This is a genomic window from Neorhizobium alkalisoli (genome assembly GCF_007829835.1).
Lineage (GTDB): Bacteria > Pseudomonadota > Alphaproteobacteria > Rhizobiales > Rhizobiaceae > Neorhizobium.
This window is the reverse complement of the sequence record NZ_VIWP01000015.1, coordinates 82,773-98,950: the sequence shown is the minus strand read 5'-3', so window position 1 is coordinate 98,950 and position 16,178 is coordinate 82,773. Positions and strand designations below refer to the sequence as shown.

Below are 16,178 nucleotides of genomic sequence, written 5' to 3'. Positions count from 1 at the left end.
GTGAAATGAAGAAACTGATCATCGCTTTAACCGCTACGGCCGCCGTCCTCGGCGGTTTTTCGAGCGGCGCCCAGGCCCAGGAAAAGAAGAAGGTATGCTTCATCTATGTCGGTTCCCGCACCGATGGCGGATGGACACAGGCGCATGAGCTGGGCCGTCAGGCGCTCGACAAGGCGCTTGGTGACAAGGTCGAGACACCTTTCCTTGAAAACGTGCCGGAAGGTCCGGATGCCGAGCGCGCCATCGAGCGCATGGCTCGCTCCGGCTGCTCGATTGTCTTCACCACCTCCTTCGGCTTTATGGACGCGACCCTGAAGGTTGCCGCCAAGTTCCCGGATGTGAAGTTCGAACACGCCACCGGCTTCAAGGCTGCTCCGAACGTCGCGACCTATAACTCGCGCTTCTATGAAGGCCGCTACATCGCTGGCCAGATCGCCGGCAAGATGTCGAAGAAGGGCCTCGCAGGCTACATCGCCTCCTTCCCGATTCCGGAAGTCGTCATGGGCATCAACGCCTTCGAACTCGGCGCGAAGTCGGTCAACCCGAACTTCAAGATGAAGGTCGTTTGGGCCAACACCTGGTTCGACCCGGGCAAGGAAGCCGACGCTGCCAAGGCGCTGATCGACCAGGGCGTTGATATCCTCACCCAGCACACCGACACGACCGCTCCGATGCAGGTCGCTGCCGAGCGCGGCATCTACGCCTTCGGCCAGGCCTCCGACATGATCGCAGCCGGTCCGAAGACCCAGCTGACCGCGATCGTTGATACCTGGGGCGCCTATTACATCAAGCGCACCAAGGCCCTGCTCGACGGCACCTGGAAGTCTGAACAGATCTGGGACGGCCTGAAGGACGGCATTCTCACCATGGCGCCCTACACCAACATGCCGGACGACGTGAAGGCGATGGCGGAAGAGACCGAAGCCAAGATCAAGTCGGGCGAACTGCATCCGTTCACCGGCCCGATCAACAAGCAGGACGGTACGCCGTGGTTGAAGGCTGGCGAAAAGGCCGACGACGGCACGCTGCTCGGCATGAACTTCTACGTCGAAGGCGTAGACGACAAGCTGCCGCAGTAAGGAGCGGTCGGGCGAAGCCCGAGCAATCGATCCAGTGAATCGATTGCAGTGACGAACGCCCCGAGCAAAGGCGAGGGGCTGGCAATTTAAACAAAAGGGCGCTTTCGGGCGCCCTTTTTGTTGCAGCCATTTAGAAGGCGTTTATCGCGCTTCAATCATGTTCCTGCTATGAAACCGCGATTGCCGATAGGGAGATTATCCATGAGCCGTTCCTGCCTTGCCGTCATCCTCGCCGCTGGCGACAGCACGCGCATGAAATCCTCCATGTCGAAGGTTTTGCATCCGGTCGCCTCTCGCCCGATGATCGCTCATGTCATGGCGGCTGTCGCGTCTGCCGGGATGACCGATGCCGCGCTGGTCGTTGGCCGCGATGCCGAGCGTGTCGCCAAGGCAGGTTCGATCGATGGCATCTCCGTCCAGGCTTTCACCCAGACCGAAAGGCTCGGCACCGGTCATGCCGTGCTTGCGGCGCGCGAGGCGATCGCAAAGGGATATGACGACATCCTCGTCGCTTACGGCGATGTGCCTCTGATCACCGCGACGCCCTTTGCCGCGGCGCGTGAAAAGCTGGCCGAAGGCGCCGATATCGTCGTCATCGGTTTTCATACTGCCAATCCGACCGGTTACGGCCGCCTTCTGGTGAAAGACGGCGAGCTCGTCGCGATCCGTGAGGAGAAGGATGCGACCGACGAGGAGCGCAAGGTCACCTGGTGCAATAGCGGCCTGATGGCGATCAATGGTGCCAAGGCCCTGTCGCTGCTCGACAGCATCGGCAACAACAATGCCAAGGGTGAATATTACCTGACCGATCTCGTCGAAATCGCCCGTGCGGCCGGCGGCAAGGTCGTGGCCGTCGATGCGCCGGAAGAAGAGCTGACCGGCTGCAACAACCGCGCCGAACTCGCCTATATCGAATCCCTCTGGCAAAAGCGCCGCCGCCACGAATTGATGATTTCTGGCGTCTCGATGATCGCGCCGGAAACCGTGTTTCTCGCCTATGATACGGAAATCGGCCAGGACGCGCTGATCGAGCCGAATGTCGTCTTTGGCCCCGGCGCGAAGATCGACAGCGGCGCTGTCATCCACGCCTTTTCCCATATCGAAGGCGCACATGTCGCGGCAGGCGCAAGTGTTGGGCCTTTCGCGCGGCTGCGCCCCGGCGCGGATCTTTCGGAAGGCTCGAAAGTCGGCAATTTCTGCGAAGTGAAGAATGCCAAGGTGGGCGAGGGCGCCAAGGTCAATCACCTGACCTATGTCGGCGACGCCGTTGTCGGCGCCCATGCCAATCTCGGTGCCGGCACGATCACCTGCAATTATGACGGCGTGAACAAGCATGAGACCCGCATCGGCGAGAATGCTTTTGTCGGCTCCAATTCCTCCCTCGTGGCGCCGGTCTCGATCGGCGATGGCGCTTATATCGCATCCGGTAGCGTCATCACCGAGGACGTTCCGGCCAATGCGCTCGCCTTTGGCCGGGCGAGGCAGGAAACCAAGCCGGACCGCGCCGCGGTGATTCGCGAACGCGCGCTCGCCTTGAAGAAAAGTCGCCAAAAAAGCTGACGAGACGACTTCTCACGGAAATGTGAGGTGAGGCTCGGATGGAGCCTGTAGCCCGGTGCGCGTGATCGCACCGGCTTTGCAACGCTGCTTTGAAATCCGGTTTTGCCGCTGATTTATTCGCATATGCGTAACATATGGCGATTTGCCGCACTGTTCCGGCGCCCCGCTGCTCCCTTGCTTGCGTCTTAAAATATGACTAGAAGAGTCATATTATTTGCCAATACCCCATAAAATCAGGGGGAGAATCGTTGACTTCATGGTTTTTTGACGGCAATTCCGAGGCAAGCTTGCGGCGAACCCATGTCAAGTGTGCAAATTCGCGCAGCTGTCGCTGCCCGTTCCGGGACGCGGCTTCCCTTTAATTTTAATGGAGAATTTCCGTGGCGGAGCTCACATCCCACAAGCCGTTCAGATGGCTTGTGATTGCACTCGCCGTCGTCCTTGCTCTCTTCGGAGCGGCCTTTGTGGCCGGGGGCGGTTATTTGATCACGCTTGGCGGGTCCTGGTATTATCTGATCGCCGGTATCGCGCTTCTGGTTTCAGCCCTGCTTCTGTTGCGCGGCAAGGCATCCGGCCTCGTCCTCTTCCTGCTGATCGGTCTCGCGACGGCGGTCTGGGGCGTTTATGAAGTCGGCTTCGCCTTCTGGGGCCTCGTTCCCCGTCTGGCACCCTTCGTCGTGATCGGCATTCTTGCCGCACTTCTTCTGCCGGCCATGGCCGGCAAGGGCGCAAAGCTTCCGGGCTTCGGCATTGCCGTCATTCTCGTTGCCATTGTTGCCTATGGCGCATGGGGCGCCTTCCAGCCGCAGGGCGTTCTTCGTCCGCAGGCGCCGGTTGCCGCACGGGATGGCGCAAAGCCGTCCGAACAGGGCACCAATTGGCAGTATTACGGTTATAGCGGCGCCGGCACGCGCTTTGCCCCCTATAACCAGATCACCGCCGCGAACGTCTCCAATCTCGAGGTCGCCTGGACCTTCCGCACCGGTGAAGAACCGGTCAAGGGATCGGAATTCCAGAACACCCCGACCCAGATCGGCGACAATGTCTATGTCTGCACGCCGCTCAACAAGGTGATCTCGCTCGATGCGACGACGGGCCAGGAAAAGTGGCGTTTCGACCCGAAGTCGAAGAGCAACACGTTCTGGAACCGTTGCCGCGGCGTCGGTTATTATGAAAGTGCTGCCGTGCCGGAAGGCCAGCAGTGCCACGCACGCATCATCCTGACGACGATCGACGCGCAGATGATCGCGCTCGACGCCAATACGGGCGAAACCTGCGGCCAGTTCGGGACCAATGGTGCAGCCAACCTGAAGGCCGGTCTGGGCGATGTTCCGGACACCTATTACTTCCCGACTTCGATGCCGACTGTGACCAATGGTCTGGTCATCATCGGCGGCTGGGTGCGTGACGGCCGCGAAACCAACGAACCGTCCGGCGTTATCCGCGCTTACAGCTCTGAAAACGGCGAACTGGTCTGGGCATGGGATCTCGGCAACCCGAATATCACCAAGCTGCCGCCGGAAGGCGAAAGCTATACGCGCGGCACGCCGAATATGTGGTCGACGCCCGCCTTCGACGCCAAGCTCGGCCTGATCTATCTGCCGATCGGCAACGGTACGCCCGACTTCTGGAGCGCGCACCGCAATGAGGCGACCAACAAGTATGGCGCTTCGCTCGTCGCTCTCGACATCGCGACCGGCCGCGAGCGCTGGCACTTCCAGTTCGTCCATCACGACGTGTGGGACTATGATACCGCTTCGCAGCCGGCTCTGTACGACATGGCCGACGGCACGCCGGTCGTTGTCCAGACGACGAAGCAGGGCGATATCTACGTTCTCGACCGCCGCGACGGCAAACCCGTCAAGAAGGTCGAAGAGCGTCCGGTCACCCAGACGCATCAGGAAGGCGACGTCATCTCGGCGACCCAGCCTTTCTCGGTGGACATGCCGCATCTCGGCGGCGAAATGCTGACCGAGGCCGACATGTGGGGTGCAACCCCGTTCGACCAGCTGGCATGCCGTATCGCCTTCAAGAAGCTTCGTTATGAAGGCCAGTACACGCCGATGATCCAGGGTGCGCGCACGCTGATCTATCCTGGCTTCTACGGTGGCATGAACTGGGGTTCGATGGCGATCGACGAAAGCCGCGGACTTGGCATCATCAACGACATCCGCATGCCGCAGCTCGCAGAACTGATCCTGCGCGAACAGGCAACGCCGGAAATGTCGGCCAATATGAGCCATGACGCTGGCGTTCACCCGCAGGCCGGCACGCCGTTTGCGGCTCTGCGCGGCGGCTTCTACTCGCCGCTCGGCGTTCCTTGCCACATGCCTCCGTGGGGCACGCTCTCGGCCGTCGATCTGGAAAGCGGCAAGCTCGTCTGGCAGCGCCCGCTCGGCTCCGTCGAAGACAGCGTCCTGCCGAACGGCCTCAAGGTTCCGCTCGGCATGCAGATCGGCATGCCGACGCTCGGTGGTCCGTTGACGACCGCCGGTGGCCTGACCTTCTATGCCGGCACGCAGGATTTCTACCTGCGCGCCATCGACACCGCGACCGGTGACGAAGTGTGGAAGGGCCGCATGCCTATCGGCGCCCAGGCGACGCCGATGACCTATATGGGCAAGGACGGCAGCCAGTACGTGCTGATCGCTGCCGGCGGCGCCCGCCAGAGCCCGCAGCGCGGCGATTACGTGGTCGCCTACCGTCTGCGCAAGTAACGGCAGGACGTCACTCAGGGGTGACAATAAAGCCTGATAAGCAGGGGGAGGCGGAGCGATCCGCCTCCCTTTTTCGTGTCGGAAATTCCACGAAAACGGTCGGCGTCAAGGAATTAAGAATTTCGCGTTACGATCCGATATCGAAAGTGACCGCGCGGATGATTGCGCGGTGAGCGCGTTCCGATAGGAATTCGCGCGGAATGAAAATTTGGAGAGATCTTTATGTGCGGGATTGTCGGGATTGTCGGTAATGAACCGGTGGCGGCGCGTCTGGTCGATGCGCTGAGGCGGCTCGAATATCGCGGTTACGATTCGGCCGGTGTCGCGACCATCCACGAGGGCCGCCTCGACCGCCGCCGCGCGGAAGGCAAGCTCTATAATCTCGAAAAGAAGCTCGACGAAGCATCCCTTCCGGGCACGATCGGCATCGCCCATACCCGCTGGGCCACCCATGGCGTGCCGAACGAGGCCAATGCCCATCCGCATTTCGTCGAAGGCGTTGCCGTCGTCCACAACGGTATCATCGAGAACTTTTCCGAGCTGAAGGACGAACTGCTTGCGGAAGGCGCCGTCTTCAGCAGCCAGACGGATACGGAAGTCGTCGCCCATCTTCTCGCAAAATACACCCGCCAGGGCCTCGATCACCGCGCGGCCATGCTCGCCACGCTCAACCGCGTCTCCGGCGCCTATGCGCTGGTCGTGATGTTCGAGGACGATCCCGGCACGATCTTCTCCGCCCGTTTTGGGCCGCCGCTCGCGATCGGCCATGGCCGTGGCGAGATGTTCCTGGGCTCCGACGCGATTGCGCTGTCGCCCTTTACCAACGAGATCACCTATCTCGTCGATGGCGACTGCGCGATCATCACGCACAGGGGCGCCGAGATCATCGATTATGATGGCAAGCCGGTAAAGCGGAAGAGCCAGATTTCCCAGGCCGCCGCCTTCATGGTCGACAAGGGCAACCATCGCCATTTCATGGAGAAGGAAATCTACGAGCAGCCGGAGATCATCTCCCATGCGCTCAGCCATTATATCGATTTCGCCTCCCATACGGTGAAGGCGCAGGACACGCCGATCGATTTTGCAAAGATCACCGGCCTGGCGATTTCCGCCTGCGGCACCGCCTATCTCTCAGGCCTCGTCGGCAAATACTGGTTCGAGCGTTATGCGCGCCTGCCGGTCGAGATCGATGTCGCTTCGGAATTCCGCTACCGCGAACTGCCGCTGTCGCCGACCCAGGCCGCGCTCTTCATCTCCCAGTCCGGCGAAACCGCCGATACGCTTGCCTCGCTGCGTTATTGCAAGGACGAGGGCCTGAAGATCGGTGCCGTGGTCAATGTCCGGGAATCGACGATTGCCCGGGAATCGGATGCGATCTTCCCGATCCTTGCCGGCCCGGAAATCGGCGTCGCATCGACAAAGGCCTTCACCTGCCAGCTCGCCGTTCTCGCCGCACTGTCGATCGGTGCAGGTCGCGCTCGCGGTACGGTCACTGCCGGTGATGAAAAGGCCATGGTCAAACATCTCTCGGAAATGCCGCGTATCATGAGCCGGGTGTTGAACGACATCCAGCCGCAAATCGAAGCTTTGTCGCGCGACTTGTCTCGCTTCAAGGACGTGCTTTACCTCGGCCGTGGCACGAGCTTCCCGCTCGCCATGGAAGGCGCGCTAAAACTCAAGGAAATCTCCTATATCCACGCAGAAGGTTATGCCGCCGGCGAGCTGAAGCATGGTCCGATTGCGCTGATCGACGAACATATGCCGGTCATCGTCATTGCCCCGCATGACCGCTTCTTCGAAAAGACCGTGTCGAACATGCAGGAAGTGGCGGCCCGCGGCGGCAAGATCATCTTCATCACCGATGAAAAGGGCGCGGCCGCCTCGAAACTGCCGACCATGGCGACGATCGTGCTGCCGAATGTCGACGAGATCATTTCGCCGATGATCTTCTCCTTGCCGATCCAGCTGCTCGCCTATCATACGGCAGTCTTCATGGGCACCGACGTCGACCAGCCGCGCAATCTGGCCAAATCCGTCACTGTCGAGTGATACGCATCGCTTTTTCTTGCATCGCAGCAAGGCATCCGGCATTGTCGCGTGGTTAACGCGGCAATGCATCGATGAATTTAAGGAAAGCGCATGAGCGATAGTCCGGAGCGAATATCGCTGGCAGGCCGACTCCGGAACAATTTCCTCACCGGGCTGATCATCTGTGCGCCTCTGGCGATCACTGTCTGGCTGACCTTCACTTTCATCGACTGGGCCGACAGCTGGGTGACGCCCTACATTCCCCAGCGTTACGATCCGCAATATTATTTCAACATCACCATTCCCGGCACGGGTCTGGTGGTCGCGGTCCTGTTCATCACCATTATCGGCTTTCTCGGTAAGAACCTGATCGGCCGCTCGATCGTCAATTTCGGCGAGTCGATCCTGCATCGCATGCCGCTGATCCGCACGATCTACCGCAGCGTCAAGCAGATCCTCGAAACGGTTTTGAAGGAACAGTCCACCTCCTTCAAGAAATGCGGCCTGATCGAGTTTCCAAGCCCCGGCATGTGGGCGCTGGTCTTCATCTCGGGTGATGCGTCCGGCGAGATTGCCGTGAAGCTCAATCAGGACGGTGAGGAAATGGTCGGTGTCTTCATGCCGCCGACGCCGGTGCCGACCGCAGGCTTTCTGATGTTCGTGCCGAAGAGCAAGATCGTCATGCTCGACATGACGCCGGAAGAGGGCGCCAAGCTGCTGATTTCCGGCGGCCTGATCGCTCCCGAATATGCGCCAAAACCCGCGCCGGTTCCAGTTCTGCCAGCGCCTGACAATCTGTCTGCCAGCAAATAGCAGCTGTTCATTCGGGCCATCGACGAAGGTCGCAACCCTCTCCGCCTTCATCCTCGGGCTTGTCCCCAGGATCTGCAAGTGCCTGATATTGCTGGCGTGACTAGATCCTCGCGACAAGCGCGAGGATGACGAAATCGACCGTCAACAGGTTTGCCATTAAGCTCGTTACCCTGCTCTCAGGAACCGGATCGCCTCGTCACGGCGATGCAGGTATAGGAGTACCCGCATGCTCTCACCGCGCTCGCTGGTAAGATCGGGATCCCGATCGAGTAGATAGGCCGCATCCTTGCGGGCGATCTCGAGCAGGTCGGCATGCGCCTCGAGGCTGGCGATCCGAAAGCCCGGCGTGCCGGACTGGCGGGTGCCCAGAAGCTCGCCTTCCCCGCGCAGTTTCAGATCTTCTTCGGCGATCAGAAAACCGTCCTCGCTGTCACGCAGGATGGAGAGCCGCGCATGGCCGGTTTCGCTGAGCGGTCCCTTGTAGAGAAGGATGCAGGTCGAGGCCTCGTCGCCACGTCCCACACGGCCGCGCAGCTGGTGCAGCTGTGCAAGCCCGAAGCGTTCGGCATGTTCGATCACCATGATCGTCGCATCCGGCACATCGACGCCGACCTCGACGACGGTCGTTGCGACCAGCAGCCGGATCTCGCCATTCTTGAAGGCGGTCATGACCGCATCCTTTTCCGGCCCGCTCATCCGCCCATGCACAAGCCCGACATTTTTCGCGCCGAGTTCGCGGGCGAGAACCGCGTGACGCTCCTCCGCCGACATCAGTTCGGACACATCCGACTCCTCGACCAGCGGGCAGATCCAATAGGCCTTTTTGCCCTCGGCCACGGCGCCTTTCAGGCGGGCAACGATATCGCCGATCCGCTCGGTCGGGATCGTCACCGTCTGGATCGGCTTGCGACCGGCCGGCTTCTCCGTGAGTTTCGAGACATCCATGTCACCGAAGGCGGCGAGAACCAGCGTGCGCGGGATCGGCGTCGCCGTCATCACCAGCATATGCGGGGAAATGCCCTTGGCGGTAAGCCTCAGTCTTTGGTGCACGCCGAACCGGTGCTGTTCATCGACGACTGCCAGCATGAGGTTGTTGTAGTTGACGGCATCCTGGAACAGCGCATGGGTGCCGATGATGATCTGCGCCTCACCGGACGCAATCCGCTCGACGATCTGGTCGCGCTCCTTGCCCTTGGTGCGGCCGGTGAGGATATCGACATTGACGCCGGCGGCACCCGCCAGTTTCGAGATCGTCGCAAAATGCTGGCGTGCCAGAATTTCGGTCGGCGCCATCAGCACCGCCTGGCCGCCGGCCTCAATCGCAGCTGCCATGGAAAGAAGCGCAACCAGCGTCTTACCGGCCCCGACATCGCCCTGCAGTAGCCGCAACATCCGGTCCTCGCCGGCCATGTCCTTCAGGATGTCATCGACGGCGCTGCGCTGGCTCGGCGTCAGCGAGAAGGGCAAGGCGGCGGTGATCTTTGCCGCAAGCTCACCCTTCACCCGGATCGGCTGCCCCGGCACTTTTCGAACCTTCTGGCGCACCAGCGATAAAGAAACCTGACCGGCCAGAAACTCGTCATAGGCAAGCCTTCGCCGCGCCGGTGCCTTCGGATCGAGATCGGCCGCGTCACGCGGATCATGCAGCTGGCGAAAGGCTTCCGAAACGGAAGGAAAGCCCTGACGCTGCGTCAGGGCCATATCCGCCCATTCGGGAAATTCCGGAATACGCGCCAGCGTCCCATCGATCGTCCGGCGAAGAACCTTTGGCGAAAGCCCGGCGGTGAGCGGATAGACCGGCTCGACCAAAGGCAGGTTTTCCGCCTCCGAGACTTTTACCATGAAATCGGGATGCACCATCGAGGCGCGGCCGTTGAACCAGTCGACCTTGCCGCTGACCATGACCATCTCGTCGATCGGCAGCGATTTGTTCAGCCAGTCGCCCTTGGCGCGGAAGAAGGTCAGTGCCAGTTCGCCTGTGTCATCCACCAGAAACACCCGGTAGGGCATGTTGGAGCCGCGCGGCGGCGGCTGGTGGCGATCGACACGTCCCTCGATGGTGACAATCACGCCCTGCGGTGCCAGCGCAATGCCCGGCCGGTTGCGCCGGTCGATGATCGAGAAGGGCGCGTGGAAGAGCAGATCGAGGACACGGCAGTCATCGGCATCCTCGCGTCCGGTGACGCGGGCAAGGAGGTCTGCGAGTTTCGGGCCGACACCGGCAAGCGAGGCGACGGTGGAAAACAGCGGATCGAGGAGGGCAGGGCGCATGCGGCGCAAGTTGCGATAAGTTTTGCCCATTTGGCAAGGTGACGCGGGCCGAAAACAATCCTATATGAACCGCAAAACAGGGACTTCGATATGACTGGAATTTGCTCGTGACGGGCCTGGCGCGCACCAGCGCGGATCTCGACCCGCGCCGCCGGCGCATTCTCTATCGCTGCTGGCATCGCGGCATTCGCGAGATGGATCTCGTCTTCGGTTCTTTTGCCGAGGCGGAGATCGCAGCACTTTCGGATGTCGAGCTCGACGAGTTCGAACTGATCATGGGCGAGGACGACCATGACCTGCATGCCTGGATTACCGGCGCACAGGCGCTTCCGGCCGATCGCGACACGCCGCTCTTTGCCCGTGTTGCCGCCTACAAGCCGGATTTCTCGCCGGTGACGGAAGAGTCGCTAGCTGAAAAGCTCGGGAGCACGAAATGATTTCCGGCTTCGACGCCAAGAAGATTGCAGCGGCCGCAACGCCGCTGATCGTCGGCAATGTGCCGCCGGGCATGGAGCCGCTGGTTCTGGCCGAACTGGCGCGGACGGGGCAGGCGGTCGCCTATGTCATGTCCGATGGCCACCGCATGGCCGATGTCGAGCAGATGCTGTCCTTCGTGGCGCCGGAAATTCCCGTCCTGACCTTGCCGGCCTGGGACTGTCTGCCTTATGACCGCGTCTCGCCCAGTGCCGATGTCTCCGCCCGGAGACTGGCCGCCCTTTCGGGCCTGATCTCCTATGCCAAGAAGCCGCATGCGGCGATCGTGCTCGTCACGGTCAACGCCATGCTGCAGAAGATCGCGCCGTCCGAGATCATCGAAAGCCTCGCCTTTTCTGCCAAGCCCGGCAACCAGATCCGCATGGACGATATTGCCGCCCGGCTGGAGCGCAACGGTTTCGACCGTGTCTCGACCGTGCGTGAAGTCGGCGAATTTGCCGTCCGCGGCGGCATTCTCGATGTTTTCGTGCCCGGCACCGAAGAGCCGGTTCGCCTCGACTTCTTTGGCGATACGCTGGAAAGCATCCGCTCTTTCGATCCGGCAAGCCAGCGCACCACCGGCCAGGCGCGTTCGCTCGACCTGAACCCGATGAGCGAAGTGACGCTGACGCCCGATACGATCAGCCGTTTCCGCAAGAATTACCTGTCGCTGTTCGGCGCTGCCACCCGCGACGACGCGCTTTATCAAGCCGTGTCCGAAGGCCGCCGTTATGCCGGCATGGAACATTGGCTGCCGCTCTTCTACGACACGCTGGAAACCGCCTTCGATTATCTCGACGGCTTTCGCATCGTCACCGACCACACGGTGCGCGAGGCGGCCAACGAGCGCTCGAAACTGGTCATCGACTATTACGAGGCACGCCGCGATCAGGCGAGCCAGGGCAAGGGCGCTGCCGCACAGGCCACACCCTACAAGCCGGTCTCGCCGGGCCAGCTCTATCTCGACGGCAAGGCATTCGCCTCGGCTCTCGACGAGCGCAATGCGCTGCGCCTGACGCCATTCAACGAAATGGATGCCGAAGGTCGCCGCGTGGTGACGCTCGACGCCCATGCCGGCCCGCGCTGGGCGAAAAGCCAGGCCGAAGCGCAATCGGAAACCCGCAGCGAGAACGAGGACCGCGTCAACGTCTTCGACCTCGTCGTCAAACATATCGCCGACAAGCGCGCCGAGGGTTCGAAAGTGCTTGTCACCGGCTGGTCCGCCGGTTCGCTCGACCGGTTGCTGCAGGTGCTGGACGAGCGCGGCCTGAAACGCATCCGCCAGATCGAAAAGCTGGCCGATCTCGACAAATTGGAAAAAGGCGAGGCGGCCTCCGGCGTGCTCAGCCTTGAAGCTGGCTTCGAGACTGGCAATATCGTCGTCATCGGCGAACAGGATATTTTGGGCGACCGGATGGTCCGCCGCGGCAAGCGCCGCAAGCGTGGGGCGGATTTCCTCACCGAAGTCGCCGGCCTCGATGAAGGCTCGCTCGTTGTCCATGCCGAACACGGTATCGGCAAGTTCGTCGGCCTCATCACAATCGAGGCGGCCGGCGCACCGCGCGCGTGCCTCGAACTGCATTATGCCGATCAGGCAAAACTCTTCCTGCCGGTCGAAAACATCGACCTCCTGTCGCGCTACGGCTCGGATGCGGCGGAAGCACAGCTGGACCGTCTCGGTGGCGGCGCATGGCAGGCCCGCAAGGCGAAGCTGAAAAAGCGCCTGCTCGATATGGCGGGCGACCTTATCCGCATCGCCGCCACCCGCATGGTGCGCAAGGCGCCGGTTCTTGCCACGCCGGAAGGCCTTTACGACGAGTTCGCCGCACGTTTCCCCTATGACGAGACCGAGGATCAGGAAAACGCCATCGAGGCCGTGCGCGACGATCTCGCCGCCGGCCGGCCGATGGATCGCCTTGTCTGCGGTGACGTCGGTTTCGGCAAGACGGAAGTGGCGCTCCGCGCCGCCTTCTTTGCGGCAATGAACGGCGCCCAGGTGGCAGTCGTCGTGCCGACGACGCTGCTGGCGCGCCAGCATTTCAAGACGTTTTCGGAACGTTTCCGCGGCCTGCCGATCAGGATCGCCCAGGCCTCGCGCCTCGTCACCGCCAAGGAACTGGCGCAGACGAAAAAGGATCTCGCCGATGGCAAGGTCGATATCGTTGTCGGCACCCATGCGCTGCTTGGCACCGGCATCCAGTTCGCCAACCTCTCGCTTCTCATCATCGACGAAGAGCAGCATTTTGGCGTCAAGCACAAGGAGCGGCTGAAGGATCTGAAAACGGACGTCCACGTCCTGACGCTCTCGGCAACGCCGATCCCGCGCACGTTGCAGCTTGCCATGACGGGCGTTCGCGAACTGTCGCTGATCACCACGCCGCCGGTGGACCGCATGGCGGTCCGCACCTTCATCTCGCCGTTTGATCCGCTCGTCATCCGCGAGACGCTGATGCGCGAGCATTATCGCGGCGGCCAGAGTTTTTACGTCTGCCCGCGTCTGGCCGACCTGCCGGAAATCCAGGCTTTCCTGCAGTCGGATGTGCCGGAACTCAAGGTCGCCGTCGCGCACGGCCAGATGGCGGCCGGCGATCTGGAAGACATCATGAATGCCTTCTACGACGGCAAATACGATGTGCTTCTGTCGACGACCATCGTCGAATCCGGTCTCGACGTGCCGACGGCCAATACGCTGATCGTGCACCGGGCCGACATGTTCGGCCTCGCTCAGCTTTACCAGCTGCGCGGCCGTGTCGGCCGTTCCAAGGTGCGCGCCTTCGCGCTCTTCACCCTGCCAGTGAACAAGGTGCTGACCCAGATGGCCGATCGCCGCCTCAAGGTCCTGCAGTCGCTCGATACGCTCGGCGCCGGTTTCCAGCTGGCAAGCCACGATCTCGATATCCGTGGCGCCGGCAATCTGCTCGGTGAGGAACAGTCGGGCCATATCAAGGAAGTTGGTTTCGAGCTTTACCAGCAGATGCTGGAAGAGGCGGTGGCCGAGGTGAAGGGCGATGACGAGGTGGTCGATACCGGCTGGTCGCCGCAGATCTCGGTCGGCATCACCACGATGATCCCGGAAAACTACGTGCCGGACCTGCATCTGCGCATGGGCCTCTATCGCCGTCTCGGCGAGGTCACGGAACTCTCGGAAATCGACGGTTTTGGTGCGGAAATGGTCGACCGTTTTGGCCCGATGCCGCAGGAAGTCCAGAACCTCCTCAAGGTCGTTTATATCAAGTCGCTCTGCCGCAAGGCGAATGTCGAGAAGGTGGATGCCGGTCCGAAGGGCGTCGTCATCGTCTTCCGCGACAAGCAGTTCCCCAATCCGGCAAACCTCGTTCAGTATATCGCCAAGCAGGGTTCGCTCGCCAAGATCAGGCCCGACCAGAGCATTTTCCTCAACCGCGACCTGCCGACGCCGATGAAACGTCTGACGGCTGCAGCGCAGATCATGACGCAGTTCGCGGAATTGGCGAAGAGCTGAGGCGACGGACCCGTCTGCAAGACAAAGAAAAGGCCGGTGAGCGATGCTCTCCGGCCTTTGTCTTTTGCAGCGTGTTCTGATGAACTCAGCGTTTGTCGTCTGCTTCCGGCGCGATCATCGCAGCGCCCTGAGCATTGGGAGCGACCGCCGGCGGGAGCGGGGTGCCGCGGACCTTTTCGCGGCGGAGCGTCAACAGACCGGAGCCGCAGATCAGCACGATGCCGACGACCATCGGCAGATCGATATGATCCCCGAAGACCAGGTAACCGAACAGGACGGCCCAGAGCATCTGGCTATACTGGATCGGCCCGATGGCGGTCGCAGGCACATAGGCTGCCGCATACATCAGGAAGACGGCGGCGACGGCTGCAAATATGCCGTAACCCGCGACATAGAGCCATTGCGTTGCACTCGGAACCGTCATGTCCGGTATGGCAAGCAGGCCGCAGACCAGCACCGTGCCCAGCATGCCGGCGCCATAAAGCGAGATGTTCTTTTCGGAAGGTCCCATGGCGCGGAAAACGACGATCGAGATGGCGCCGCTCAATCCGCCGAACACGGCGCCGACATGGCCGATCGACAGTTCGCGAAATCCGGGCCTGAGCACGATGAGAACGCCGATAAAGCCGATGACCACCGCGCTCCAGCGATTGATGCCGACCTTTTCCTTCAAAAACACCACCGACATGATGGTGACGAAGCAGGGCAGAAGGAAGATCAGCGCAAAAGCTTCCGCCATCGACAAATGGGTGAAGGCGGTGACGCTGCCGATCGTACCAAAAGCCTGCGAGGCAAAGCGCAGCAGCCAGAGCGGCCGGTTGGTCGTGGCGAAGACGTCGGTCCAGCGATCACCAGACTTCATCAGGAATGGCAGGCCGATCAGGCCGAAGACGGCGCCGAGAGAAGCCGCCTGATAGGCGCTCATCGTGCCGTGAAGGAGTTTGACGCTGGCATCGCTCCACGCATAGGCCGCGAAGGCTGCAAGGGCGAGGATAAGCCCTTTGACGGTCTGGTCTTTTTGCACTGTCTGGGCTTTCGAAAGAATTAGAGCATCGCCTTGCGGGCTTCGGTCTTCAACTTGGCAATGTCACGGAAGGCACCGGCAAGAACGTCCGGCGTCTGGGCGCCGCTGACGGCGTATTGGCCGTCGATGATGAAGAATGGAACGCCGCTGACGCCCATTTTCTGCGCCGCCTCGATTTCGGCGACGACCGTGTCCTTGTCGGCCTCCGAGGCCAGCAGGTTCTCGATCACCTTGCGGTCCAGCCCGGCCTTTTCCGCAATCTCGGCCAGCACGGCATGATCACCGACATTGCGGCCTTCCTCGAAATTCGCCTTGAACAGGCCGGTTGCGACCCGGTCCTGGATCTCCTTGCTTTCCATCATCGCCCAGTGCAGCAGCCGGTGCGCATCGAGCGTGTTGGGGCCGATCTTAATGGCGGCGAAATCGAAATTGATGCCGACTTCCTTGCCGAAGGCGGTCAGTCGTTCATGCGCCTGTCGAACGGCATCGGCACCGCCGAGCTTGTCGGCCAGGTATTTGTGGTGATCGACGCCTTCCGGCGGAATGTCCGGGTTGAGCCGGTAGGGGCGCCAGTTGATCTCCACGCCGACCTCATCCTGTACTTCGGCAATGGCAAGCTCGAGCCGGGCCTTGCCGAGGTAACACCATGGGCAGACGACATCGGAAATGAGGTCGATTGTGAGCCGTTCCATGGCGGCACCTTTCCTGTCTGATCTTTTTGAGGCGGGTGG

Annotated in this window: 10 protein-coding genes; 7 read left to right on the top strand and 3 right to left on the bottom strand. The window is 61.4% G+C overall.

The features are described 5' to 3' along the window. Nucleotides 1-5 precede the first annotated feature (5 nt). The 5 genes from FHW37_RS30560 (at nt 6) to FHW37_RS30540 (ending at nt 8,197) form a co-directional block, all read left to right on the top strand. Entirely contained in the window at nt 6-1,079 is a 1,074-nt protein-coding gene (locus tag FHW37_RS30560) for a BMP family ABC transporter substrate-binding protein (RefSeq protein ID WP_145643338.1), read from the top strand. Between the two features lie 201 nt (nt 1,080-1,280). After that, a complete protein-coding gene (gene glmU, locus FHW37_RS30555; protein ID WP_145643337.1) occupies nt 1,281-2,639 on the top strand; it encodes a bifunctional UDP-N-acetylglucosamine diphosphorylase/glucosamine-1-phosphate N-acetyltransferase GlmU in 1,359 nt (452 codons plus the stop codon). A gap of 380 nt (nt 2,640-3,019) precedes the next feature. Beyond that, nucleotides 3,020-5,356, top strand: coding sequence for a membrane-bound PQQ-dependent dehydrogenase, glucose/quinate/shikimate family (locus FHW37_RS30550; protein WP_145643336.1), 2,337 nt, complete (start codon nt 3,020-3,022; stop codon nt 5,354-5,356). Between the two features lie 222 nt (nt 5,357-5,578). Then, on the top strand, nt 5,579-7,405 hold the full coding sequence (gene glmS, locus FHW37_RS30545) for a glutamine--fructose-6-phosphate transaminase (isomerizing) (protein ID WP_145643335.1): 1,827 nt from the start codon (nt 5,579-5,581) through the stop codon (nt 7,403-7,405). 90 nt (nt 7,406-7,495) lie between these two features. Further along, entirely contained in the window at nt 7,496-8,197 is a 702-nt protein-coding gene (locus FHW37_RS30540) for a DUF502 domain-containing protein (protein ID WP_145643334.1), read from the top strand. A gap of 165 nt (nt 8,198-8,362) precedes the next feature. On the opposite strand, the gene recG is transcribed toward FHW37_RS30540, so the two are convergent. Next, nucleotides 8,363-10,468, bottom strand: coding sequence for an ATP-dependent DNA helicase RecG (gene recG / locus FHW37_RS30535; RefSeq protein WP_145643333.1), 2,106 nt, complete (start codon nt 10,466-10,468; stop codon nt 8,363-8,365). Between the two features lie 107 nt (nt 10,469-10,575). Here recG and FHW37_RS30530 point away from each other — a divergent pair, with 107 nt between their 5' ends. Together FHW37_RS30530 and mfd are read left to right on the top strand one after the other, a co-directional pair. Beyond that, nucleotides 10,576-10,905 (top strand): succinate dehydrogenase assembly factor 2, encoded by a 330-nt coding sequence (locus tag FHW37_RS30530; protein ID WP_145643332.1) that lies wholly within the window; start codon nt 10,576-10,578, stop codon nt 10,903-10,905. Continuing rightward, nucleotides 10,902-14,423 carry a transcription-repair coupling factor gene (gene mfd / locus FHW37_RS30525; protein WP_145643331.1) on the top strand — a complete coding sequence of 1,174 codons (3,522 nt, stop codon included), beginning with the start codon at nt 10,902-10,904 and terminating at the stop codon, nt 14,421-14,423. The genes FHW37_RS30530 and mfd overlap by 4 nt, the downstream gene beginning before the upstream one ends. 85 nt (nt 14,424-14,508) lie before the next feature. Here mfd and FHW37_RS30520 read toward each other — a convergent pair whose 3' ends face one another. Together FHW37_RS30520 and FHW37_RS30515 are read right to left on the bottom strand one after the other, a co-directional pair. Next, nucleotides 14,509-15,447 carry a DMT family transporter gene (locus FHW37_RS30520; protein WP_145643330.1) on the bottom strand — a complete coding sequence of 313 codons (939 nt, stop codon included), beginning with the start codon at nt 15,445-15,447 and terminating at the stop codon, nt 14,509-14,511. Nucleotides 15,448-15,467: 20 nt separating this feature from the next. After that, nucleotides 15,468-16,139 carry a DsbA family oxidoreductase gene (locus tag FHW37_RS30515; protein WP_145643329.1) on the bottom strand — a complete coding sequence of 224 codons (672 nt, stop codon included), beginning with the start codon at nt 16,137-16,139 and terminating at the stop codon, nt 15,468-15,470. Between the last annotated feature and the right edge of the window lie 39 nt (nt 16,140-16,178).

Coding starts and splice junctions, on each gene's coding strand:
- recG (WP_145643333.1), bottom strand. CDS start 10,468: ATGCGCCCTGCCCTCCTCGATCCGCTGTTTTCCACCGTCGCCTCGCTT.
- FHW37_RS30515 (WP_145643329.1), bottom strand. CDS start 16,139: ATGGAACGGCTCACAATCGACCTCATTTCCGATGTCGTCTGCCCATGG.
- mfd (WP_145643331.1), top strand. CDS start 10,902: ATGATTTCCGGCTTCGACGCCAAGAAGATTGCAGCGGCCGCAACGCCG.
- FHW37_RS30560 (WP_145643338.1), top strand. CDS start 6: ATGAAGAAACTGATCATCGCTTTAACCGCTACGGCCGCCGTCCTCGGC.
- glmS (WP_145643335.1), top strand. CDS start 5,579: ATGTGCGGGATTGTCGGGATTGTCGGTAATGAACCGGTGGCGGCGCGT.
- FHW37_RS30540 (WP_145643334.1), top strand. CDS start 7,496: ATGAGCGATAGTCCGGAGCGAATATCGCTGGCAGGCCGACTCCGGAAC.
- glmU (WP_145643337.1), top strand. CDS start 1,281: ATGAGCCGTTCCTGCCTTGCCGTCATCCTCGCCGCTGGCGACAGCACG.